At 37.0% G+C, this 23,312-nt stretch carries 18 protein-coding genes; 3 read left to right on the top strand and 15 right to left on the bottom strand.

Annotated elements, in window-relative coordinates:
* Nucleotides 1-25: 25 nt before the first annotated feature.
* The 7 genes from rpsA to AC2A07_RS16075 form a co-directional block, all read right to left on the bottom strand.
* Complete coding sequence (gene rpsA / locus AC2A07_RS16105; RefSeq protein ID WP_314497290.1) at nucleotides 26-1,831, bottom strand: 30S ribosomal protein S1; 1,806 nt, start codon at nucleotides 1,829-1,831, stop codon at nucleotides 26-28.
* A gap of 370 nt (nucleotides 1,832-2,201) precedes the next feature.
* Entirely contained in the window at nucleotides 2,202-2,924 is a 723-nt protein-coding gene (rluF, locus tag AC2A07_RS16100; protein ID WP_484051229.1) for a 23S rRNA pseudouridine(2604) synthase RluF, read from the bottom strand.
* Entirely contained in the window at nucleotides 2,924-3,433 is a 510-nt protein-coding gene (locus AC2A07_RS16095; RefSeq protein WP_484051228.1) for a hypothetical protein, read from the bottom strand. Before AC2A07_RS16095 ends, rluF begins: the two co-directional genes overlap by 1 nt.
* 80 nt (nucleotides 3,434-3,513) lie before the next feature.
* Nucleotides 3,514-4,212: a tRNA pseudouridine(55) synthase TruB gene (truB, locus tag AC2A07_RS16090; RefSeq protein ID WP_484051227.1), complete on the bottom strand. Its 699-nt coding sequence runs from the start codon at nucleotides 4,210-4,212 to the stop codon at nucleotides 3,514-3,516.
* Nucleotides 4,213-4,401: 189 nt separating this feature from the next.
* Nucleotides 4,402-5,220, bottom strand: a complete 819-nt coding sequence (locus tag AC2A07_RS16085; protein WP_314497281.1) for an undecaprenyl-diphosphate phosphatase — start codon at nucleotides 5,218-5,220, stop codon at nucleotides 4,402-4,404.
* Nucleotides 5,221-5,352: 132 nt separating this feature from the next.
* Nucleotides 5,353-5,652: a DUF3098 domain-containing protein gene (locus AC2A07_RS16080; protein WP_484051226.1), complete on the bottom strand. Its 300-nt coding sequence runs from the start codon at nucleotides 5,650-5,652 to the stop codon at nucleotides 5,353-5,355.
* Between the two features lies 1 nt (nucleotide 5,653).
* Nucleotides 5,654-6,550: a cell division protein FtsX gene (locus AC2A07_RS16075; protein ID WP_484051225.1), complete on the bottom strand. Its 897-nt coding sequence runs from the start codon at nucleotides 6,548-6,550 to the stop codon at nucleotides 5,654-5,656.
* Nucleotides 6,551-6,642: 92 nt separating this feature from the next.
* Here AC2A07_RS16075 and rsmA point away from each other — a divergent pair, with 92 nt between their 5' ends.
* Entirely contained in the window at nucleotides 6,643-7,413 is a 771-nt protein-coding gene (gene rsmA, locus AC2A07_RS16070) for a 16S rRNA (adenine(1518)-N(6)/adenine(1519)-N(6))-dimethyltransferase RsmA (protein WP_484051224.1), read from the top strand.
* Between the two features lie 84 nt (nucleotides 7,414-7,497).
* Here rsmA and AC2A07_RS16065 read toward each other — a convergent pair whose 3' ends face one another.
* From AC2A07_RS16065 to AC2A07_RS16030, 8 genes are all read right to left on the bottom strand, one after another.
* Nucleotides 7,498-9,843 carry a choice-of-anchor L domain-containing protein gene (locus AC2A07_RS16065; protein WP_484051223.1) on the bottom strand — a complete coding sequence of 782 codons (2,346 nt, stop codon included), beginning with the start codon at nucleotides 9,841-9,843 and terminating at the stop codon, nucleotides 7,498-7,500.
* Nucleotides 9,844-9,944: 101 nt separating this feature from the next.
* Nucleotides 9,945-13,547, bottom strand: coding sequence for a choice-of-anchor L domain-containing protein (locus AC2A07_RS16060; protein WP_484051222.1), 3,603 nt, complete (start codon nucleotides 13,545-13,547; stop codon nucleotides 9,945-9,947).
* Nucleotides 13,548-13,717: 170 nt separating this feature from the next.
* Nucleotides 13,718-16,051, bottom strand: coding sequence for a choice-of-anchor L domain-containing protein (locus tag AC2A07_RS16055; RefSeq protein ID WP_484051221.1), 2,334 nt, complete (start codon nucleotides 16,049-16,051; stop codon nucleotides 13,718-13,720).
* Nucleotides 16,052-16,186: 135 nt separating this feature from the next.
* Nucleotides 16,187-16,711: a DUF1003 domain-containing protein gene (locus AC2A07_RS16050; RefSeq protein ID WP_314497262.1), complete on the bottom strand. Its 525-nt coding sequence runs from the start codon at nucleotides 16,709-16,711 to the stop codon at nucleotides 16,187-16,189.
* Nucleotides 16,712-16,721: 10 nt separating this feature from the next.
* Nucleotides 16,722-17,492: a TIGR02757 family protein gene (locus tag AC2A07_RS16045; RefSeq protein WP_484051220.1), complete on the bottom strand. Its 771-nt coding sequence runs from the start codon at nucleotides 17,490-17,492 to the stop codon at nucleotides 16,722-16,724.
* Nucleotides 17,493-17,498: 6 nt separating this feature from the next.
* Entirely contained in the window at nucleotides 17,499-18,413 is a 915-nt protein-coding gene (locus AC2A07_RS16040) for a ribonuclease Z (RefSeq protein WP_314497259.1), read from the bottom strand.
* Between the two features lie 53 nt (nucleotides 18,414-18,466).
* On the bottom strand, nucleotides 18,467-19,045 hold the full coding sequence (gene rdgB / locus AC2A07_RS16035) for an RdgB/HAM1 family non-canonical purine NTP pyrophosphatase (RefSeq protein ID WP_484051219.1): 579 nt from the start codon (nucleotides 19,043-19,045) through the stop codon (nucleotides 18,467-18,469).
* 64 nt (nucleotides 19,046-19,109) lie between these two features.
* Nucleotides 19,110-19,940 carry a lysostaphin resistance A-like protein gene (locus tag AC2A07_RS16030; RefSeq protein WP_484051218.1) on the bottom strand — a complete coding sequence of 277 codons (831 nt, stop codon included), beginning with the start codon at nucleotides 19,938-19,940 and terminating at the stop codon, nucleotides 19,110-19,112.
* Between the two features lie 179 nt (nucleotides 19,941-20,119).
* Between AC2A07_RS16030 and AC2A07_RS16025 the strand changes: the two genes are divergently transcribed.
* Nucleotides 20,120-21,301 carry an MFS transporter gene (locus AC2A07_RS16025; RefSeq protein WP_484051217.1) on the top strand — a complete coding sequence of 394 codons (1,182 nt, stop codon included), beginning with the start codon at nucleotides 20,120-20,122 and terminating at the stop codon, nucleotides 21,299-21,301.
* Between the two features lie 375 nt (nucleotides 21,302-21,676).
* Complete coding sequence (locus tag AC2A07_RS16020) at nucleotides 21,677-23,272, top strand: peptide chain release factor 3 (protein ID WP_484051216.1); 1,596 nt, start codon at nucleotides 21,677-21,679, stop codon at nucleotides 23,270-23,272.
* Nucleotides 23,273-23,312: the final 40 nt, after the last annotated feature.

Below are 23,312 nucleotides of genomic sequence, written 5' to 3'. Positions count from 1 at the left end.
TCCTATTTATAAAAATGATTTGAGATTATTTACCTCCTTCCATTTTTCTCTTTAATTCAGCTAATACATCAATATCTCCAAGAGTAGATCTTTCTTCATTATTTGAAGAAGAGCTGTTATTGTTGTTATTAGATCTGTTATTAGAAGCTTCTCTTACGTTTTTCTTCTCTTCATCTCTGAAGATACCTGTATGAGATACTACTACTCTTTTGAATTCTTTGTTGAATTCAATTACTTTGAACTGAGCATCATCACCTTTTTTGATTTTAGATCCATCTTCTTTCTCTAATAATCTTGAAGGACAGAAAGCTTCTACCTCAGCATCTTCAAATTGTACAGAAGCACCTTTATCATGTACTTCTACAGCTTTACCAGCGTGTACCGTTCCTTCAGCATATTTAGTTTCAAATTTATCCCATGGGTTTTCTGTCAGTTGTTTGTGACCTAGAGATAATCTTCTGGCCTGAATGTCTAGTTCAAGAACTACAACATTCAATTTATCACCAACTGCACAGAATTCAGATGGATGCTTGATCTTCTTAGTCCATGAAAGGTCTGAGATATAGATCAATCCGTCGATACCTTCTTCCAATTCTACAAATACACCGAAGTTTGTAAAGTTTCTTACAGTACCAACGTGCTCTGAACCAACCGGATATTTAGCTTCGATATTTTCCCAAGGATCTTTAGATAACTGTTTCATACCTAAAGAGATTTTTCTGTCTTCTCTGTCTAAAGTAAGTACTTCTGCTTCCACTTCGTCACCTACTTTTACGAAATCTCCTGCGCTTCTCAAATGAGTAGACCAAGACATTTCAGAAACGTGAATCAATCCTTCAACACCAGGAGCAATTTCTACGAATGCACCATAGTCAGCAAGAACCACTACTTTTCCTTTTACTTTATCTCCAACTTTCATGTCAGCAGAAAGAGCATCCCAAGGATGAGCTTCCAATTGCTTCATACCTAACTGGATTCTTGTTTTCTCATCATCGAAATCAAGGATAACCACTTTCACAGTCTGTCCGTCTTCTAAGATTTCTGATGGATGATTCACTCTAGACCAAGAAAGATCTGTAATGTGGATCAATCCGTCAACACCACCAAGATCTACGAATACACCGTAAGAAGTAATATTCTTAACAGTACCTTCAAGAACCTGACCTTTTTCAAGCTGCGCGATGATTTCTTTTTTCTGACCTTCGATATCTGCTTCGATCAACGCTTTGTGAGATACAACTACGTTTTTGAACTCAGGGTTGATTTTCACAACTTTGAATTCCATAGTTTTACCTACAAACTGATCGTAATCTTTAATTGGCTTAACGTCAATCTGAGAACCTGGTAAGAATGCTTCGATACCGTGTACGTCAACGATCATACCTCCTTTAGTTCTTGACTTAACAAAACCGTTAACGATTTCTCCAGTTTCGTGAAGTTCGTTTACTCTATCCCAAGCTTTAAGCGTTCTTGCTTTTCTGTGAGATAACTGTAACTGTCCTGTTTTGTCTTCTCTTCTGTCAACCATTACTTCAACATCATCACCTACTTTAAGGCCTGGGTTGTAACGGAATTCGTTAAGAGAAATAACACCTTCAGATTTGAAATCGATGTCTACGATAGCTTCTTTGTCAGTCAATCTTACAACTTTACCAGTGATAACGTCGTTATCATTTAAGCTGCTAAGAGATCCGTTATAGATTTCTTCAAGATCGCTTTTTTCTTTTCTGGCATCTGCATCAAGACCTGATTCGAAAGAATCCCAGTCAAATTGTTCTGGTGCTACGTTTTGGTTTAAAATAACCTCTGCTGAATTTGTCTCTTTTGACATTTTCTAATAAAATTTGTATTCCTATTCTTACAGACTTTGGCTTTGCTGTGAATCCTGAAAAATATGGAAGTTGTTAATTGATAATGTTTTACTTCGCCTAAAGTGCGTCCACAAAAGTGAGTGCAAAAGTACGAAATTATTTGTTATTAAACGCAATAATTTAATATGGACTACTTTAAAAATTTTACATTCGTTTTTTGGTAATGACAGAAATATAATACCGCCAATAAATAAATTTCTTTGTATTCAAATTTACTGTCACAAATGATGAGGTACACTCTATCTTTAAAAATCTAAATAATATCCCTGCTAACTTTCAATTGTTAGCAGGGACATGTATCTAGTTCTTAATCTTTACTATTTTTAGTAATTATTCAAAAGTTTTGGATGATCCATCCAGCATCACATTCAGATTGGCCAATTCTTCAGATGTCAGATCTCTCCATTTTCCTAAAGGAATATCCAATTTAATATTCATTATTCTTATCCTTTTCAGTTTTTTCACTTCATACCCAAGAAATTCACACATTCTTCTAATCTGTCTGTTTAGTCCCTGTGTCAGCACTATGCGGAAAGTCATATCATCAATTCGTTCCACTTCGCATTTCTTGGTGACCGTATCTAAGATCGGAACTCCGTTTCGCATTTTCTCAAGAAATTTTGAATTCAGAGGCTTATCAACCCGTACAAGATATTCTTTTTCATGGTTGTTTTTTCCTCTGAGAATTTTGTTTACGATATCCCCGTCGTTCGTCAGCAGGATCAAACCTTCACTTGGTTTATCTAATCTCCCTATCGGGAAAATTCTTTTAGGATGGTTGATGTATTCAATAATATTATCAATCTCCCTTTTCGTATCTGTGGTACAGACAATTCCTACAGGTTTATTAAATGCTATATAAACAGGTTCTTCTTCGTTTTCACGAATGGGTTTTCCGTCAACTTCGACGACATCTTCATCAGAAACTTTAGTTCCTAATTCAGGAACTTTTCCGTTGATTTTTATTCTTCCTTCCTCCAACAGTTTATCCGCTGCCCGTCTTGAGCAAAAACCGGCTTCAGATAGATATTTATTAATACGTGTTTTTTCCATTATTCTGTTCCTTCTATTGTGTAATTCTTATTGCTGAAAATAGTGATCCCATAGCTTATTCCTATAAATACAGCACCTGTGTTTCCTAATTGAGATCCTTCTAAAAACAAACCACCTTCCTGACTCAGCCTTTTTGAATATGAAATCTGAAGACCTGCTTTTACACCCCAGAAATCAGCATTTGAAACAACTGATTTATTCATCTGTTTTCCATAAGTAAGATCTATAAAAAAAGCTTCATCACCCGGATTGAAAATAATTTTAGGCTGAATCATCCAATAAATAATATGAAAATTTGGATCGATATAACTATATTTCAATCCCGCTCCAACTGCAAAGTTAGGTAGAAAATGATAACCTCCCACTGCTGATACTCCGTATGTAAAGTCATTGGGTAAAAACGGGGCAACATTCTGTTGATAATCATAAGAATCTTTATTCTGATTACTTTTAATTCTGTTTCCTAAATTATATCCAACGTTCAAATTAGTATTAAAATAAAAATCCATTTTCGGTTTCTTAGAAGAATCAACCTGTGAAAAAAATTGCGATGAAATCGATAAGAATATAGCTAAAAATAAATTTCTGATCATAAATTTTGAAATCTATATTCATTTTCTAAAAAATCAGTTGTAGCATCGTTTACTGTAAAACTACCTATTTTTGTACGTCTCAATTGAGTAAGATAGCCTCCTACTCTCAATTCCTGACCGATATCATGAGCAAGGCTTCGGATGTATGTTCCTTTAGAACAGCCCACAGTAAAACGGACCAGCGGAAGAACGATTTCTATATCCTTGATATAAGTAATCGTCGTTTTTCTGGTTTTCATTTCAACTTCCTGCCCTGCCCTTGCCATATCATAGGCTCTTTTTCCATCAATTTTAATGGCTGAAAAAACAGGCGGTTTCTGTTCAATTTCACCCAAAAATTTATCTAAAGCTGTTCTTACGTTCTCTTCTGTAATATGAGATATATCCTGATGAAGGATCTCAGGTTTTTCGGTGTCATAAGATTCTGTCTGAACTCCGATTTTAATTTCGGTCCGGTATTCTTTCGGAGCGTCCTGTATTTCAGGTATTTTTTTGGTGAATTTACCTGTGCAGACAATCAAAAGCCCCGTTGCTCTTGGGTCTAAAGTTCCTGCATGACCGATTTTGAATTTTTTAGGAAGACCAAACTCACTTTTGAGTTTATACTTCATTTTATTCACCGCCTGAAAAGAAGTCCAGTCAAGAGGTTTGTCGAGTAAAAAAATATGTCCTTCTAAAAGTTTTTCTGCATTCATTTTTGAATAAGAGTTAGGATTTTTGTAATTGAAAACATTTTTTCAGGAGAATAGAATCATCTCATCATTTATCAGGCCTGATTAATCACTTTGCAGCAGATAAAACAGATAAAAGAGGTAAAACAAAGTGAAAAAGCAGCTATAAAATTCATACTAAAATTTCCAGAGATCTAAGCTTTCTTTCAAAAATTATTTAAACCAATAAAAATAAATCAACAGAGCTATTCCAACGATAATTCTATACCAGCCCCAAGGTTTGAAACCATATCTATTAAGAACTCCAATGAAAGCTTTGATAGCAATCAATGCTATAATAAAAGCTACTACATTCCCCACAATAAAAATCATGATGTGATCTTGCGAAGAAAAAATCATTTCATATCCTTTCATTGGACTTTCGGTCTCTTTACCCCAAGTCTTTACAAAAACTGAATATACCGTAACTGCCAACATGGTAGGAACAGCAAGAAAAAAAGAAAATTCTGCAGCTGCTTTTCTTGTAAGCCCCTGCGTCATCCCTCCGATAATAGAAGCAGCACTTCTACTTGTTCCCGGCATCATTGCGAGGCACTGCCAAAAACCAATAATTACTGCTTTCTTTATAGATAATTCTTTTTCGTCATGAATTACAGGATTTTTAAACCATTTGTCTGCAAATAAAAGAACAACACCCCCTAAAACTAATACAGCAGATATTGCAATCTGATTACCCAGAACTTCCTCGATCATATCATCAAAAATATATCCTAATACCAAAGCGGGAATTACTGCAAACCCCAATTTAAAATAGAACTGAATATTTTTCAGATCAAAAAACTTTTTCCAATAAGCTACAACCACTGATAGAATAGCACCGAACTGTATTGAAACCTGAAACATCTTCAGAAATTCTGTTTCTTGCAATCCCATAAGACTGGCAGCGAATCCCATATGAGCCGTTGACGATATTGGTAAATATTCTGTGAGTCCTTCTACAATCGCAATAATGATCGCTTTGATTAAATCCATAATTTTGAAGTTGGCCTGTGGCAAATTGCTTTCAGCCTATTTTTATTTTAAATAAAAAGCCAATTGTTGAACAACCGACTTTTTTATTTGAACCATTTAAATCTGGCTCAATCTATTTTTTACCTTGTAGCTTTATTTATTTCTTTTCAGAATTGCATATACTTCGATCACAAAACCAATAACGATCAGCAAAGGCGCAATTCTGATTCTTCTGATGGAAAAGATATCGTCATTCCAGGAATTGGGATCGAGTTTTCCATTAACGGTATTGGCGTCCGAACCCATCATTAATAGAAATCCTACAATGATGCATGCCAAGCCAATCAACATCCATTTATAATTCTGCTGTCCGAAATAGAACGTCTGTTCTTTATCGGTATCTGTTTCCGTTCCAAAATCTGCAGCGGAAAATTTATGCGTTTTTTTGCTCATTTTAAGAATAATATAAGTCATCAACATTTGATCTCAGGAATCTCCATGTGGCAACGATTGTACTTAACACCGTAATAAAAATACCAACTCCGAATACTAATAAAACTAACCAGAAATATTGATTGGTATCTTGTACAAAAGGAGTTTTGATGGTAGTTGTAAAATAATACCAGAGTCCGAATAGCGCTAATAATCCTAACACTGCTCCCAGTAAACCGAGGACCAAAGCTTCTCTGATAAAAGGAGTCAAGATAAATCTTCGCTTAGCACCTACCAACTGCATCGTTTTGATGATAAATCTTTTTGAGAATACTTTTAATCTGATTGAATTATTGATCAAAACAATAGCCAACACTAAGAAGAGTACACAAAATGCTAAAATCCATTTAAGGATTTTATTTAATTTATCATAGATTTTCTGAGAATCTGAATCGTTTTTGACATCGACAATTCCGGGAACAGATTTTATCTGAGCTAAAACCGCACCGATCTTGGTAGAATCAGTATATGCAGGTTTCAGGGCTATTTCTACAGATGCGGGAAAAATATCCTCTTCAAAAAGGGCTTCGCTATTAACCCCTAAACTTTTTTTAGCTTCGGTTGAAGCCATTTTCTTTGAAATATAAGTTGTACGTTTTACCGATTCCAATTTTTGAATCTGCTGAACTGCCTCCGCTTCCTGTTTAGCAATCTTAACAGAATCTTTTTCATAATAATTCTCATCAAAGTATGCATTCACAACAAGTTGCTCCTTAAGATAATCAGAATATTTTTGTGCATTAATGAGAATTAATCCCATTAAACCCAATAAAAATAACACTAAGGCAATACTTATTACCACTGTAATATTGCTGGACCGAAGTCTCTTCCTATTAAACTCTTCTACAGATTTCGCCATTAATATTAAAATTTTTGGCTAAAATAGAAAAATTCTACCGAAATTTGGAACGAATAAGAGAAAATCATTGTTAACGAAATCATAAATAAACTTTGAGTGTAAGAGCAAAAAAACATCTGGGTCAACACTTCTTGACCGATGAAAACATCGCAAAAAATATAGTAGAAGGCTTAAACTACGAAAATTACAGAAACATTTTGGAAATAGGTCCCGGGATGGGAGTACTTACCAAATATCTTCTGGATAAGGAACAGACTATTTATCTGGCAGAAATTGATACCGAATCGATCGATTATCTGAAAAAAAACTATGCTAAAACCACCGAAGATACTTTTGTAGGAGATTTCCTTAAACAGGATTTCAACTTTATCAATAATGAGCAAATTGCTATTATCGGTAATTTTCCTTATAATATTTCGTCACAGATTTTATTTAAAATTATTGATTATTATCAGTTAGTGCCTGAAATGGTGGGAATGTTCCAGAAAGAAGTGGCAGAGCGCACTGCTGCAGTTCCACGAACAAAAGATTATGGAATCCTTTCTGTTTTGGTACAAGCTTATTACGATGTAACGTATCTCTTTACCGTTCACGAAAATGTATTTAATCCTCCACCGAAAGTAAAGTCGGGCGTAATTAGACTGACAAGAAATCCAAAGGACGGCCTTTCAGGAAATGAAGTTCTTTTCAAACAGATTGTAAAAGCAGGCTTTAATCAAAGAAGAAAAAAACTTTCCAACTCATGGAAAATTTTAAATATTCCTGAAGCTTTAAAAAATCACGAATTCTTAGATAAGAGAGCTGAAGAATTAAGTGTTCAGGATTTTATTCATATCACCCAGCTTTGGAAAGAGAATCTTTAAACTTACACTTTCCCACTTTAGTACATATAAAAAGAGACAGCCTTTCAAAATTGAAAAGCTGTCTCTTTTTATATGCTATTTAAATTATTCTCTGTTCTTTAACATAATCCATCCGGATCTGTTCATCTGCACTTTAGATTTCTTATATTCGAAATTAAATTTGTACCAATAGGTAGCTGTCGGGAGTCTTTTTCCTCCTACTGTACCGTCCCAGATCGGTCTTTCTTTTGAAAATCTGAATATTTCAACTCCGTATCTGTCATAAACTGATCCTGTAAAATTATTAAAATCTCTCAAATTAGTAAGATCCAGAACATCATTTACACCATCCTGGTTAGGCGTGATTACATTGTTAATCTGAAGCGTAAAGAATTCTACAGAACCGGCGCAGCTTGTCCCTTTGATTCTTACCTGAACATTGTATGTAGTATTGTCTGTAAGATTGGTAAAAATATTTGAGTCCTGCCAATTGGTTCCGTCTATAGAATATTCAAGTGTTCCAAAAATATTATTGATAGACGGATTCGTGGCAATTGCTGTTAATGTGCCACTGTCGTAACTCAGATTGGTAAAGAATGGTGAAGCCGCACCATGTACTTTTACCGTAAATAATTCTTCGCAGATCCCATTTTTTATCAGTACCGTGTAAATTCCAAGCTGATCGGCAGTGATAGTCTGCGTAGTCGCACCGGTGTTCCATAGATAAGTGTAACTGGTGCCCGCTCCAGCATCCAATACAATGGAGTCTCCGATACACATCTCAACATCAGACAGAGGAGAAGTAATTGAAGGAACCGTCTCAACAACAATTTTTGCAGGAATTAGAGATTTACAACCTTTTGTTCCGACAGCGTATACGGTAAATGTGGTAGTCTGCTGAACAGTTACCGTCTGTGTATTTCCGTTTCCGGGGAAATTATCCCATAAATAGGTTACTCCTCCTGTAGCCGTAAGTGTTACGGTCTCACCTGGGCACACTCTGATTCTGGAAGAAGTCAATCCTGCGGTAGGAGTTACCTCTCTTTCTAAAGTTAATTCTATAGTCTTACTGCAGAAACCGCCGTCCGAAACGACTACATATAAAACCTGACCATTTGTGCCATTGTAGTTTGCAATATTCTGTATGAAATTTCCGTTTTGAGCCGTAGCGTCTGCCTGGTTGGCATAAAATCTGAAAATTGCATTGGCAGTTGGACTAATTAATGGTTTTGCATTGTTGAGGTCAAAGGTTGTAATATCAGGTGTACTGCACAGCAAGAAGGTGGCATTCTGAGCAACAGGTGTTGTACCGCCGTTAATCTTTATACTGGCTGAACCCGGACATGGATTACCCGGAACACTTACCTCAATTTTATAAATTCCGGGCTGTAATGCCGTAATTGTGTTTGTATTGGCTCCCGGTATTAAAGTTCCGTTAAAAAACCATTGATACAGTAAATTAGGACCACTGGTGGAAGCGGTAATTACCTGAGGTACATTATCACAAACATTAATTTCAGCGGGTAACTGAGCACCTGAAGGGTCTAAAAGACTTACTCCGATATCAAAGGAACCTGCTTCCAAAAATACGGCTGAATCGTAACTTCCGTCTCTTGCATCTGCAATTACCATTTTGATATGATAAGACTGCCCCGGAATCACAGTTGCCTCAGCTGTTAAAGGAATTGTTCTGCCGTAATAATTAATCTGGTTCGGAGGTAAAGATCCGAAATACTGTCCATTGATAGGCCCGCAGGAAAATAAGGGATCCTGAGGAACAATATTTGTTGCAGACACAGGACCTGCGCCTCCTGGTAAAACAGCCAGATTAGTATAGGTAGAGCCCGGAATATTCGGCCTTAATAATAAAGCAAAGGCATCATCATAATTGGAGCATGGAAATCCTCCTGTATATTCTTCAGAGGCAAATATATACCGAAACTTCATCTGTGAACTTGTAGGTACGAAATCAAACTCTAAAACAACGGCATCAAAAAGCTGTTGGGAGGTTCCGATCGCTGCAACAAGGTCAGGATCAGAAGTAGTCCCTGTATTACCACTAAGCACTCCTGCAATCGGAGTATTACCTGCTTCACGGGCGTAACCGGTAGTAAGCACTATCCCTTCATCAAAAGGGAATGCAGTTCCGGCTTTATTAAAATATCCCCAAAATCTATTGGTATTGGTGATAGCCTGATTGGGATTAATTGTAACATTAGAAATATTTGGAGTTCCGCATGAACCGGAAGTTCCTACCAAAACATCAGTAACTAATTGTGTTGGTGTATAATTACTCTCAGGATATGGTGCAACATTTACATCGATATAGTCCCCTGCTTTTGCATTTGAAGGAATCGTTTTTTTTGCAGGTTTCCTGGGCTGATTAATCTGCGCAAAAAGAAAGTTTGAGCTTAATAAAAAAAGTGAAAACAACAGTAGATATCTCCTCATAATAATTTTGTTTCAACAAATTTAGTTTTTTTTTAAATAAAGTGCATAAATAACTCAAATCTTTAACACAAAAAAAAGTCTCCCAAATAGGAGACTTTTTTTTAATTTCTATTTTTAAGTAAAATCCATCCTGATCTTAATTCCAGCTTTCTGCTCGCAGGATTCTCCCACTGAACTCTGTACCAGTAAGTTGCAGTTGGAAGATTGATCGTTTTTAATGAACCGTCCCATCTGACATTTGTTTTGTCAGCTTTAAAAATTTCTGCCCCGTATCTGTCATAGATTGATGCAGCGAAATTCTTATAGGCACTAACTCCTGAAAAATCTACATAGTCATTGATACCGTCACTATTAGGAGTAACTGCATTGCTCATAACGAATGTAAAATAACTTAACGTATTACCGCATTTTGCATCTTTTACCTTTACGGTTAGGGTATAATTGGTGTTGTTTAATACATTATAAAAAATATTTGAGGTCTGCCAGGTAATTCCTCCATCGATCGAAAACTCTAAAATCCCGCCTGTCGGATTAGTTGCCGATACTGTCAGCACATTATTATCAAATACAACATTGGTAAACTGAGGAAGATCAGGATTAATCAGCTGTGCTGTAAATAACTTTGAGCATGTTCCGTTACTTATTGTTACAGAATATGACCCCGGAACATTGGTTGAGATCGTTTGCGTCGTTGCCCCATTACTCCACAGATAGGTGTAATTTGGCCCTGCTCCGGCGTCTAAAACCCCTGTATCACCGGCACATGCATATACATCTTTTAATGTTGAGACTATTGCCGGAACTACTTCAATAGTGATCGTTGCAGGAGTTGGAGAAAAGCAGCCGTTTCCACCTAATGCATATACCGAATATATTGTTGTAACAGAAGGAGTTACAACCTGTGTATTTCCGTTTCCTGTAAGTCCTACCCAATTATAAGTAAATCCTCCACTGGCTGTTAATGTAACAGATTCACCAGCACAGACTTTAATTTTAGAGGCAGTCACTGTAGTCGTCGGAGGTCCTACGATAATGGTGAAAGAAGCAGGATTGGCAGAAATACAGCCATTTGCCCCAACTGCATAAACAGTATAGGTTGTATTATTAGCTGGCGATACTACCTGAGTGGGTCCGTTACCGGTCAGTCCGTTACCCCAGTTATAGGTAACGCCACCTGATGCGGTCAATGTGACTGATTCACCAGGACATATCTGCTGGAAAGTAGAGGTTAAATTTGCGACAGGCAAAACTTTATCTTCAACTACAGTAACGGTAGAAGTGAAAGTACAGGTTAAGTTGGAGGGCTGTGTATTATTGGTTACGGTTAAAGTATAGGTTCCCGCGGCATTAATTACCGGGCTTAAAGTATTACCACCTGATACAATGTTTCCCCCGGTTGTTGTCCACACAGTAGTAGATCCCGCAGGAATCACAGATGCTGATGCATTCAAAGTAACCTGACTATTTGTACATGTAATTGTCTGTGGCGGCGCAATATTCAATGTCGTCGCTGCAGTTGTCTGCAACTGCAGGGTTACCACATATCGACATCCACCATTGCTTACCAAAACATAAACTGTCTGGTTTCCTGCACTTGAAAAAGATGTTGGAATCGTTATATTGTTGGCATTACCGGCATCAGCATCTGCCTGATTGAGATAATATGTGAAAGTAATCCCTACAGTTGCTGTGGTGATCTGACTTTGAGCAGAGGTAAGGTCGTAGATAATATTTCCCTGCTGATAGCATTTTATAAGGCTTGCATTCTGTGCAGTAAACGGTTGAGAAACCTGTATAGTTACGGTACCCGGAGAAGTGGAAACACATCCGTTGGCACCTACTGCCGTTACAGTATAAGTAGTATTTGCCGTAGGAGACACAGTCTGTGTAGCGCCGTTTCCAGTAAGACCATTACCCCAGTTATAGGTAGCTCCCCCCGAAGCCGTTAATGTGATGCTTTCACCTGCACAGATTGAAAGTTTACTTGCGGTAAGCACTGTAACAGGAGGGGCACTGTTTCCTGTCACGGTAACATTAGCTATTCCTGTACAGGTAACATTTCCTGCAAAAGTGTTTGAGATGGTCAGGGTATAAGTTCCCGGCGCATTAATAACAGGGTTTAAAGTCGTTCCTCCTGATACGATATTTCCTCCTGTAGTCGTCCATAAAAAAGTTGAACCTGCAGGATAAACGGAAGCAGAACCGTTGAGGGTGATCTGATTATTGGTACACGTCAGGGTCGAAGGTGGTGCTATCGTGGCTGTTATTTCTGCAGCTTTCACCAATTGTAACTGTGCAACTTTTGAACAGAATCCATTTTTAACAAGAACATAAACCGTTTGATTTCCTGCGCTTGAAAAATTGGTAGGAGCAGCTATCGTATTGTTATTTCCTAAATTTGCATCTGCCTGATTCAGATAATATGTAAAATTTACTCCCGGGGTCGTACTTATTGAAGCTTGTGCAGAGGTCAGATTAAACACTGCATTGCCTGCAGTATAACAACTTGTCAGTGTAGCATTTTGTACCGTTGGAGAAGTTCCTCCCACCACTGTAATTGTTGCCTTACCCGGGCATGAATTTCCCGGTACTGTAACTTCTACAGAATAGACTCCGGGTTGTGTTACCGTATAGGTTGATGTAGTAGCTCCGGGAATTTGATTGTTGCCGGAGAACCACTGATAGGTTGCATTCGGACTTTGTGATGCTGTCAAAACTACAGGAGCATTATCACAAACATTGATAGATGGTGGTAACTGAACACCTGCAGGATCAAGAATCTGAACACCAATATCAAAAGAGCCGGCCTCTAAAAATACACCCGAATCATAAGCTGCATCCTGATAATCAGCAATAACCATTTTAAAATGATACGTCTGCCCTGGAATAACGGTTGCTCTTGCAGTTAACGGAATTGTTCGTCCGCTGAAATTCGTTTCAATGGCAGCTGTATTATAACCTCCGAAATACGTAGCATTAGCAGGTCCGCAGACTAACGGAGCTCCTCCAAACTCGTTGGCAGGATGAATATTGGTTACACTTACCGGGGTTCCGTTTGGCAGTACTGCAAGATTCGTGTAGGTAGGATCACCAACTTTTTTTAATAACAATGCAAAACCATCCCCAATGGTACAAGGATAATTATTTTCATATTCTTCTGACGCAAAGAGATAGTTGAATTTAACTTCAGCAGAACTCGGAACAAAATCAAATTCTATGTAAGTAGCATCTTTTAAATTATTATTTCCTATGCCAAGGGCATTGGCAAGATCAACATCTCCCTGAGTGGGCACACCATCACTCAACTGTCCGGACTGAAAAACATTTCCTGCCTTTCTTGCGTGTCCGGTGGTCAGGATGATTCCCTTTGCAAAAGGAAAATTTGTAGTTCCTTTATTAAAAAAACCCCATGTCCTATTCTGATTATTTACTGCCAGATCAGGAGAAACGATAACGTTGCTCACATTTGCTGTAGAACATGTAGATCCACCTGCAATAAGAACATCTTTAACCAACTGCGTAATGCTGAAGGAAGATTCCTGATAGTTAGCAGTGTTGACATCAATAAAATTACCTGCTTTCATTGATTGAGCAGACCCCTTCTGAACACTTTTGCCCCTCTCCCTGATCTGAGAAAATGTAAAGTTCCCTATAAAAACTAAAAGTAAAGCCAAAAATAAACTTCCTGCACTTTTATATAACATTTTATATTATTTAGAACAAAAATACTATTTTTTTTGATTAAAATTTAATTCACTGATATTTATATTATTATTACTATAATTCTGATATCAGCCTTATTGATTTATCGAATGATACAATAAAAAAAACCGGTCAATTTTATGACCGGTCTTTATTCAATATTACAATAAATTTATTCAAAGTTCTTCAATAATATCCATCCTGTTTTTACAGTCAACTTATCAGTCGCAGGATCTTCAAAAGTTACCTGATACCAGTAAGACGCCGTTGGAAGTTTTTTACCCTGGAAATATCCATCCCAGAAAGGCCTTGTTTTTTCTGCCTTAAATACTGCTTTGCCATAACGGTCTGAAATAACTGCCTGGAAATCTTTCAAATCACTGATTCCCCTGAAATCGATCATGTCATTCACATTATCGCCATTCGGAGTGATTACATTTTTCATCACAAATGTGAAGTATTCAAGAAAACCTACACAGCTTGTATTTTTCACTCTGACCCTGATTGGAACGAGCACATTTTTAGGAACATTGTTAAATACATTTGAAGACTGCCAGGTCACTCCATTATCCATAGAATATTCTAACACTCCATTACTTGGATTACTGGCTGTTACCACCAGTGTTCCGCTTTCACTGAAATCAACTTTTATAATTTCAGGAATAATCGCAAGAATCACCTGGGTAGTGTAGACTTTTGAACACACTCCATTATTAATAGTGACAGAATATGCTCCCGGCGAATCTGCAGAAATAGTTTGTGTTGTAGCACCATTGCTCCAAAGATAAGAATAATTTGGTCCAGCTCCCGCATCTAAAGTGATTCTGTCACCGATACAGATAAATCCACCCGTAAGATTTGAAGTAATAGCAGGGACAACTTCAACAGTTACTGACGCAGGCTGCAATGATTTACATCCTTGCGCTCCAATAGCATAAACTGTATAGGTTGTGGTCTGGGTCGGAGACAATGTACGTACCGCTCCTGTACCTGCAAATCCATCCCACTGATAGGTCACCCCCCCAGAAGCTGTTATCGTAACAGATTCACCCAAACAGATTTTCAATTTTGAAGCAGTAAGCACTGCGACAGGTGTAGCTTCTTTTTGTAAAGTTAAAGTAACAATCTTACTACAGAAAGCACCGTTTGATACAACCACATACAGAACCTGCCCGTCATTTCCGTTAAAGAGCTGAGGTGTTGCAATAAAATTGTTATTCTGAGCCGTAGCATCTGCCTGATTAACGTAGAAACGAAATACAGCTCCTGGTGTTGTGCTTAAAGAAGGTTTAGCAGAATTGAGATCAAAAGTAGAAACAGTCGGAGTAGTACATAGTTTCAGAACCGCATTCTGAGCAACTGGCGTTGTACCTCCAACAATGGTCACTGTGGCTTCAGCAGGACAGGTAGCTCCCGGAGCTGTCACCTGTACTTTATAAACACCGGGTGATGTAGCAGTATATTCCATATTGGTTGCCCCTGGAATAAGTACACCATCTTTAAACCATTGAAATGTTGTTCCGGGATTCACAGGAACAAGGGCTTTTAAGACCTGCGGAATATTATCGCATACATTAATACTGTCAGGAAGAGGGTTTCCACTACTGTCAACGATCGTAAGACCTAAGTCAAAAGATCCGCCTTCAAGAAAAACTGCTGAATCTAAAGTATTATCATTATAATCAGCTAAAACCATTTTAAAATGATAAGAGACTCCGGGTGTTACTGTAGCAGTTGCTGTTAAAGGAACGACTCTTCCGTTATAGTTAGTTTCTATACTGGAAGAATTATAACCTGCAAAATACGTCGGATTCAGCGCACCACATGAAAGAGCACCCCCGGTTGAACTGTTGGCAGGTCTTATGTTGGTTACACTTACCGCACCAGCCGTACCCGGCAACACAGCAACATTAACATAAGGACCTCCTGCTGTTGGTCTGATTAACAGAGCAAAAGCATCCGAGTAGCTGCAGGGAAAAGTCCCGCTGTACTCTTCAGAAGCAAATATATAATTGAATTTTACCTGAGTAGAATTGGGAACAAAGTCAAATTCCAATGCGACAGCATCCCGCTGACTTCCCTGATTAGTATTGGTGGCTGCAGCAAGATCTGCATCTCCTAATTGCGAAATGTTTCCGGCTAAAGAACTAGATATAAAAGAGTTACCCGATTCCGATGCAAGACCGGTGGTTAATACAATCCCGTCATTAAATGGAAAATTGGTTGTACCTTTATTAAAATACCCCCAAAAGCGATTTGCATTGCTTACTAATTGATTAGGTGAAACAGTGACGTTGCTTACATTAGGTATAGAACATGTAGAACCACCGTTAATCAAGACATCTTTAACCAGCTGCTCAGGAGTATAATTGCTCGGAAGATATGGAGGTACATTTACATTGATGAATGCTCCTGCCTTATATGTAAGAGCTCCTGCCTTGGCTTTTACATTTTTATTTCTTTCAGTTTTTTGAGATATTGCAAAAAATGGCAGAAAAAAAATCAAAAAGAAAAAATAATGTTTTAATCGATATTTTAACATTTTATTATTGTTTGGTCAAAAATAATAAAAATAATTCTAAATATTTAAGATTAGCTCGATAGATTTACGAATTAACAACATATTAATCATATGATTAAATCAAATTTGATCAGGCTGATCTTTTTTCAGCTGATCGATCATAGTTTGCAGTTCACTAATTTTGTCCTTTAGCAGTTTAATCTCGGTCTTATTAGAATGAACGTTACTTTTTAAAATTGCATTTTTCGCCTTTTCAATATGTTCTTCATCATCCTCATCCTCATTGATTTCCTCAATGTCTTCCTGAATATCTTCAATATCTTCTGTAATTTCTTCAATATCTTCCTGAATATCTTCAATATCTTCACTGATTTCTTCAATATCTTCCTGAATATCTTCAATTTTTTCATGGCTTTTATTGACTGACATCTGAATAAAGATTGCAAGATAAATTGCTTCAAGAGACACAACAGTCGTCAGTATCAGCAACATTTTATCAAACTCAACAATATTGAGTGCCGGAAGTAAAAATGAAATAATGAAAAACAAACTATGGACAATAAGGGAAGGTATAGAACCAATCCACCAGGTGATACCATCAGCAATCTTTTCTAAAAATTCTATTCTTTCGTGCGATGTTTTCATTATTTTTTATTTAGAACAATTCTTTAGTTACTCCTAAACCGAACAGAGCAAAATCGTATTTTGCAGGATCCTTTTCGTCAAACATTCTAATGATCGCGTCCAGTTCCATGACTGTTTTCCAATCGTTCTGTGTTCTGGTAATCATTCCTAATTTTCTGGATATATTTCCGGTATGAACATCTAAAGGTATGGATAGATACCTAGGTTCAATATTTTCCCATATTCCAAAATCGACACCGCGCTGGTCATTTCTTACCATCCATCGTAAAAACATAATGATTCTTTTCGAAGATGAATTTTTGTAAGGCGAACTGACATGTTTATGACTTCTGTGTTTTTCAGCCTGTAAAAAAAACGCTCTGAATCTCTCAATTGCATGATAAAAATTATTTTCATCGGGATGCAGCACAAATAAGTTTTCCAAGCTTTCATATTCACTGTAAATCTTATTGAACTGTCTTATAAAATAAATAAAGTCCTGTCCGTTAAAAGTTCGGTGTATACTTTTGTGTTCTAATGATCTTAAATCCTCTTCAGAACAGTTCATTACAAAGTCATATGGTGAATTCCCCATAATATCAAGCATCTTATCTGCTGACTTTACAATTGCTTTTCTGTTTCCCCATGAGATCGTTGCGGCCAGAAAACCTGCAATTTCAATATCCTGCTTTAAAGAAAAACGATGTGGTATCTGAATAGGATCATCCTGGATAAATTCAGAATTATTATATACATCAGCCTTCTCGTCCAGAAAATTTTTCAACTCCTTAAAATTCAGCATATCCTTTTAAATTTTTACAACCTCTAATGCTTTAGGTAAAAAAGTGTTTGGAAAAACGGTTCTTGCTTCGTCTGTAAATACTGTCAAATCACCATATCTGTTTGAGAAATGACCTAAAATTAATTTCCCTACATCTGCGTTTCTCGCTATTCTGGCTGCTTCTAAAGCTGTAGTGTGCCCGGTATAGTCGGCCATTTCCTTGAGATCATGCAGAAATGTAGATTCATGATATAAAACCGTCACATTTTTTATGATGGGAATTATACTTTCCAGATAGCGTGTGTCACTGCAAAATGCGTAGGAAACAGGTGGAGCAGGCTCAGTGGTCAGGATTTCATTCTTAAGAACATATCCATCGCTTAGCTCAAAATCCCTTCCTGCTTTCAGATGATGATAGTCACAGGTTTCAATTTCTTTGTACTTTGAAATTTCCTGCATATTGAGATGTCTGTCCTTCGGCTTTTCTTTAAAAAGGTAACCATTACAGTAGATCCTGTGATCAAGTGGTATTGTAAATACCTCTACCCTGTTATCCTCATAGATTTTTTCAGAATAATCTTTCTGTAACTCGTGATAAATAATTTCAAACCCCCGATGGGTCTCTGTAATACTGAAAATAGTTTCCAACATCTTTTTTATTCCCTTCGGACCGTAAACATGCAGAGGAATATCTCTTCCCAACAGACGGAATGAGGCGATGAGCCCCGGCAGACCGAAACAGTGATCGCCGTGAAGATGGGAAATAAATATATGATTGATTTTTGAAAATCTTGCCTTTGCTTTTCTCAGCTGTACCTGTGTTCCTTCTCCACAATCAATAAGGAAACACCGTTCTTCCATTTCAAGAAGCTGGGCTGTAGGTGACGTGTTGACTGTAGGAATAGCTGAATTAAATCCTAAAATCGTTAAATAAGTACTCAAATCAATAATTTATTGGGGTAAATGTACGACACAAAATTAAAAGGCAGTTGATTTTAATCTTCTTTTGTTTTCAGAAACTCCAGAAATAAGTCTAATGCCTGCTTACGGTGACTGATCTGATTTTTATCTTCGGGATTCATTTCTGCAAAAGTCATTTCATATCCCTGAGGAACAAAAACAGGATCATAACCAAAGCCCTGCTGCCCTCTATTTTCAGTCAGTAAATTTCCATGTGCTCTTCCATCGAAATATTTTGCTCCGTTTCCGTCATAATAGCATAAAACAGTAATAAAATAAGCTTTCCTGTTATCAATACCGTCCATTTCGCTTAGCACCTTAGAAATATTTTTAGCAAAATCATGATCCCCTGCATAACGGGCTGAGAAAATTCCCGGCCTTCCGTCTAAGGATTCCACCACGAGACCACTGTCATCTCCCAGACTTGGCACTCCTGTTTTCTCAAAGCAGTATTTCGCTTTTATTAATGCATTAGCATTAAAAGAATCACCATCTTCCACTATCTCATCATGCAGATTGTAATCTGCAAGACTTTTAACGGTAAAACGATTTCCCAAAATCTGCTGTATTTCTTCTTTTTTATGTATGTTGTGGGTAGCAACTAATAATTCCATGATCAATTTATTTTTCTATGTCAAACAATAAAAGCCCTGATTTTTCAGAGCATTTTCCTGAGATTTAAATTTCTGAATAATGTACTTTGTATTTTTTCATGAATAAAAAACAAAACAAAGTAAAGAGGATAATTCCCGCAAACAGTATGATATATTCAGAAACTTTAAAAGCATCGGCAAAGCTCTCATTTTTTGTATACAGGATCAAGAAACATGAGCAGAGATTATTAAAACCGTGTAAAAGCATCGGCAACAGTAAAGATTTGGTTTTATAATAAACTAAACCTAATACACAACCCAACAGAACCGCTCCTACAAACTGCCAGGGATTTCCATGTACAAGACCAAAGACAACAGAAGCAAATACAATGGCTTTCCATGGATCAACCCCTTTATTGATCAATCCTTTCTGTATAATTCCCCTGAAAATAATTTCTTCAAAGATAGGGGCCATCAGTACTGCAGTAATAATCATAACCACAGGATTATTCGTCAGCTGACCCATTAAATCCGTGAAAAAATCATAATACTTTCCAAAGAAAGGTCCGGTAGTGGGAATCCGGGAAGTTACAAACTCTCCAATCAACATCATCCCAAACATCATTGGAAATATAAGGAGGTAGGTTGCAAAATTTGTAGGTGAAAAATTGAAATTCAGTTTTTGTTTAGTATTTATCCTCACTACAAAAAAGTCAAAAAAAGCGATTGAGGACAGGAAAACTATCGCATTTGAAGCCATCAGAAACCAATCTTTGTATTGCAGGTTTTCTTTAAATGTGAACATCCAGAATACACTGAAAAATCCAACTGCTAATGATCCGACAACAAAACCCGCGAATAAGATAAGACCGCCAAGCCATGTAAAAGTAAATTTAGGGTATCTGCCGTTTTCCATATTTTCTTTAAATTTAAGGAAAACAAAGATAATTGATTTTGTCCGATACATGAAAGTAAAGATTCACTCTTCATCTTAATTAATTTGCAGTGAAAATGATACATCTTATCTATATCAAATTTATCATTCAGTTTAAACAGTTTTTCTTAATTATCTTTGCAGCCTAATTTTTTATGAATATGGAGCATGCAGTCAATCAACCGGAAAATGTTAATTTGTCACTTTTTACTTATGTTGCTTTTACATTTTTAGGGTATTTTATTATAGGGTTATCATTATCTGTCCTCCCAATTTTCATCAGTAAAAGTTTAGGTTTCAGTTTGGTTATTGCAGGTTTGGTCATCAGCCTTCAATACGTAGCAACATTTTTCCTGAGAGCCTATTCCGGTAAAATTATTGACGGAAGAGGGCCTAAACCAGCGGTACTGTTCAGTATGCTGAGCTTTTCACTCACCGGAATATTCTTGATTTCAGCATATTATTTCAGATTATCTCCACTGATCAGTATCGGATTTCTCATCATTACCCGCCTTCTTACAGGGTGTGGAGAAGGAATGATCGGAGCAAGCCCCATCAACTGGGCAATCATGGCACTTGGCGAAAAACATACTGCAAAGATCATTTCCTATAATGGAGTTGCCTGCTATGGTGCTTTAGCTGTTGGAGCTTCACTTGGGGTTATTATAGAGCAAAAATTTGGTCTGTACGGCATTGGAATATTATCTATTTTTATTGGAGTTACCGGATTTCTATTGGCGAAAATTAAAGTAAATCATATGCACAGCAACTCCCAGGATTCACAGTCATTCTGGAAAGTATTGGGAAAAGTTTCGCCTTTCGGGGTCTGTCTTGCTTTAGGCGGAATTGGTTTTGCAAGTATTTCAACATTTATCACACTGTACTATAATTACTTTCACTGGAATAACGGTGCGCTCTGCCTCAGTGTATTTGGTGGACTTTTTGTTGCCGGAAGACTGGTCTTCAGTAATGTCATCAATAATTACGGAGGAATTAAAGTGGCAATTGCCTGTCTGTTTGTAGAAGCTTTGGGACTTGTTATTATAGCTGTGGCAACAAATCCTGAAACCGCATTGCTCGGAGCAGGAGTAACCGGTTTAGGATTTTCACTAATCTTTCCTGCTCTTGGAGTGGTCGCTATTAAAAGTGTATCACCATCCAGCCAGGGTTCAGCATTAGCAGGATATGGACTTTTCATTGATCTTTCACTCGGTGTTGCAGGCCCTTTGATTGGTGCAGTAGCAGATCTTTGCGGAATGAAATATATTTTTCCTTTCAGTGCTGTTATGGTTTTGACAGGTTTGGGAGTTGCTTATTTGCTTAAAAGAAAATCTAACTTATAATTGATTTCACAAAACCACAAAGTCACAAAATATTTTAGCACATTACTTAAAAAAAATTTGACTTTTATTATTATATGACTTTTCACTTCCAATTTACTGAAGCTAAAAAACTAATGTGCCTTAATGTGTTCTTATGTGTTTAAATAGTAAAAAAAATTAAAACAATGAGATACTTTAGATTATAATCTTTGTAAACACAAAAACACATTCGTTAAAAAACATTTTTCTTCCTATGTGAGCTTTTCTCTTCCAATTATTGAAGCTAAAATGTGCTCTACAATGTTTACAATAATAAATATCACAACTTTAAACTTTAAAAAATCCGATTTTCAGAATCCGATAAAAATACCGATTTTTGCAAATTCAAAATACACTATGTCAGACTTAATCAAAGAAATAGAGAAAAGAAAAACATTCGGAATTATTTCTCACCCCGATGCCGGAAAAACCACGCTTACAGAAAAACTTCTTCTTTTCGGAGGGGCAATCCAGGAAGCCGGAGCTGTAAAATCGAACAAAATAAAGAAAGGAGCTACTTCCGACTTTATGGAAATCGAAAGACAGAGAGGAATCTCGGTAGCAACTTCTGTATTGGCATTTGAATATAAAGGCTATAAAATCAACATCTTAGATACACCAGGACACAAAGATTTTGCTGAAGACACTTATAGAACTTTAACAGCCGTAGATTCAGTAATCGTTGTAATTGATGTTGCGAAAGGTGTTGAAGAGCAGACAGAAAAACTGGTAAAGGTCTGTAGAATGAGAAACATCCCAATGCTGGTTTTCATTAATAAACTGGATCGTGAAGGGAAAGATGCTTTTGACCTCCTGGATGAGGTGGAGCAGAAATTAGGCTTGAGAGTCGTTCCGCTTTCTCTACCGATTGGAATGGGAGCAGATTTTCAGGGAATTTATAATATCTGGGAAAATAATATTCAGTTATTTTTAGAGGAAAAGAAACAGAAAGTTGGTGAAGCCATCAAGTTTGACGATATCAATGATTCTACAATTGACGAGATTATCGGAACCAAAGCTGCACAAAATTTAAGAGAGGAACTGGAACTGATACAGTCGGTCTATCCGGAATTCAGCCGTGAAGAATATATGAACGGTGATTTACAACCTGTTTTTTTTGGTTCTGCTTTGAATAATTTTGGAGTTCGCGAATTACTGGATACATTTATTGAAATTGCTCCGATGCCGCAGCCGAAAGAGAGTGAAACACGAATGGTAAACCCTGAAGAATCAGCGTTTACAGGATTTGTTTTTAAAATTCATGCAAATATGGATCCTAAACACAGAGACAGGCTCGCTTTCGTTAAAATTGTTTCCGGAACTTTTAAAAGAAATGAAAATTATCTCTTGGTGCGGGAAGGAAAAAAAATGAAATTTTCATCTCCTAATGCATTTTTCGCTGATAAAAAAGAAGTTGTTGACGAAAGTTTTCCGGGTGATATTGTAGGGCTTCACGATACCGGAAGTTTCAGAATAGGCGATACTTTGACAGGCGGCGAGAAAATAAGCTTTAAAGGTATTCCGAGCTTCTCTCCTGAGCATTTCAGATATATAAATAATAATGACCCTTTAAAAGCTAAACAATTGGCAAAAGGGATTGATCAATTAATGGATGAAGGGGTTGCTCAGTTATTTACTCTTGAAATGAACAACAGAAAAATTATCGGGACTGTAGGTGCACTGCAATATGAAGTTATACAGTACCGTCTGGAGCATGAGTATGGAGCGAAATGTACTTACGAACCCCTTTCTATGCACAAAGCGTGTTGGGTAGAAGCTGACGAAAAATCTGAAGAGTTCAGAGAATTTGCCAGATTGAAACAAAGGTTCTTAGCAAGAGATAAATACAACCAGCTTGTATTTTTAGCAGACTCATCATTTACGATTCATATGACACAGGAGAAATTCCCAAATGTAAAGCTACATTTCATCAGTGAATTCAGACAGCACTAATTTAACTTTTTAAGCAAAAAAAAACCGTTCAAATGAACGG

The sequence above is a fragment of the Chryseobacterium sp. HNCC26DJ238 genome, assembly GCF_057180465.1.
Note: the sequence above shows the minus strand (reverse complement) of the source record. Positions and strands in the feature narration are given on the sequence as shown.

Coding starts and splice junctions, on each gene's coding strand:
- rpsA (WP_314497290.1), bottom strand. CDS start 1,831: ATGTCAAAAGAGACAAATTCAGCAGAGGTTATTTTAAACCAAAACGTA.
- rluF (WP_484051229.1), bottom strand. CDS start 2,924: ATGGAAAAAACACGTATTAATAAATATCTATCTGAAGCCGGTTTTTGC.
- AC2A07_RS16095 (WP_484051228.1), bottom strand. CDS start 3,433: ATGGATTTTTATTTTAATACTAATTTGAACGTTGGATATAATTTAGGA.
- truB (WP_484051227.1), bottom strand. CDS start 4,212: ATGAATGCAGAAAAACTTTTAGAAGGACATATTTTTTTACTCGACAAA.
- AC2A07_RS16085 (WP_314497281.1), bottom strand. CDS start 5,220: ATGGATTTAATCAAAGCGATCATTATTGCGATTGTAGAAGGACTCACA.
- AC2A07_RS16080 (WP_484051226.1), bottom strand. CDS start 5,652: ATGAGCAAAAAAACGCATAAATTTTCCGCTGCAGATTTTGGAACGGAA.
- AC2A07_RS16075 (WP_484051225.1), bottom strand. CDS start 6,550: ATGGCGAAATCTGTAGAAGAGTTTAATAGGAAGAGACTTCGGTCCAGC.
- AC2A07_RS16065 (WP_484051223.1), bottom strand. CDS start 9,843: ATGAGGAGATATCTACTGTTGTTTTCACTTTTTTTATTAAGCTCAAAC.
- AC2A07_RS16060 (WP_484051222.1), bottom strand. CDS start 13,547: ATGTTATATAAAAGTGCAGGAAGTTTATTTTTGGCTTTACTTTTAGTT.
- AC2A07_RS16050 (WP_314497262.1), bottom strand. CDS start 16,711: ATGAAAACATCGCACGAAAGAATAGAATTTTTAGAAAAGATTGCTGAT.
- AC2A07_RS16045 (WP_484051220.1), bottom strand. CDS start 17,492: ATGCTGAATTTTAAGGAGTTGAAAAATTTTCTGGACGAGAAGGCTGAT.
- rdgB (WP_484051219.1), bottom strand. CDS start 19,045: ATGGAATTATTAGTTGCTACCCACAACATACATAAAAAAGAAGAAATA.
- AC2A07_RS16030 (WP_484051218.1), bottom strand. CDS start 19,940: ATGGAAAACGGCAGATACCCTAAATTTACTTTTACATGGCTTGGCGGT.
- AC2A07_RS16025 (WP_484051217.1), top strand. CDS start 20,120: ATGGAGCATGCAGTCAATCAACCGGAAAATGTTAATTTGTCACTTTTT.
- AC2A07_RS16020 (WP_484051216.1), top strand. CDS start 21,677: ATGTCAGACTTAATCAAAGAAATAGAGAAAAGAAAAACATTCGGAATT.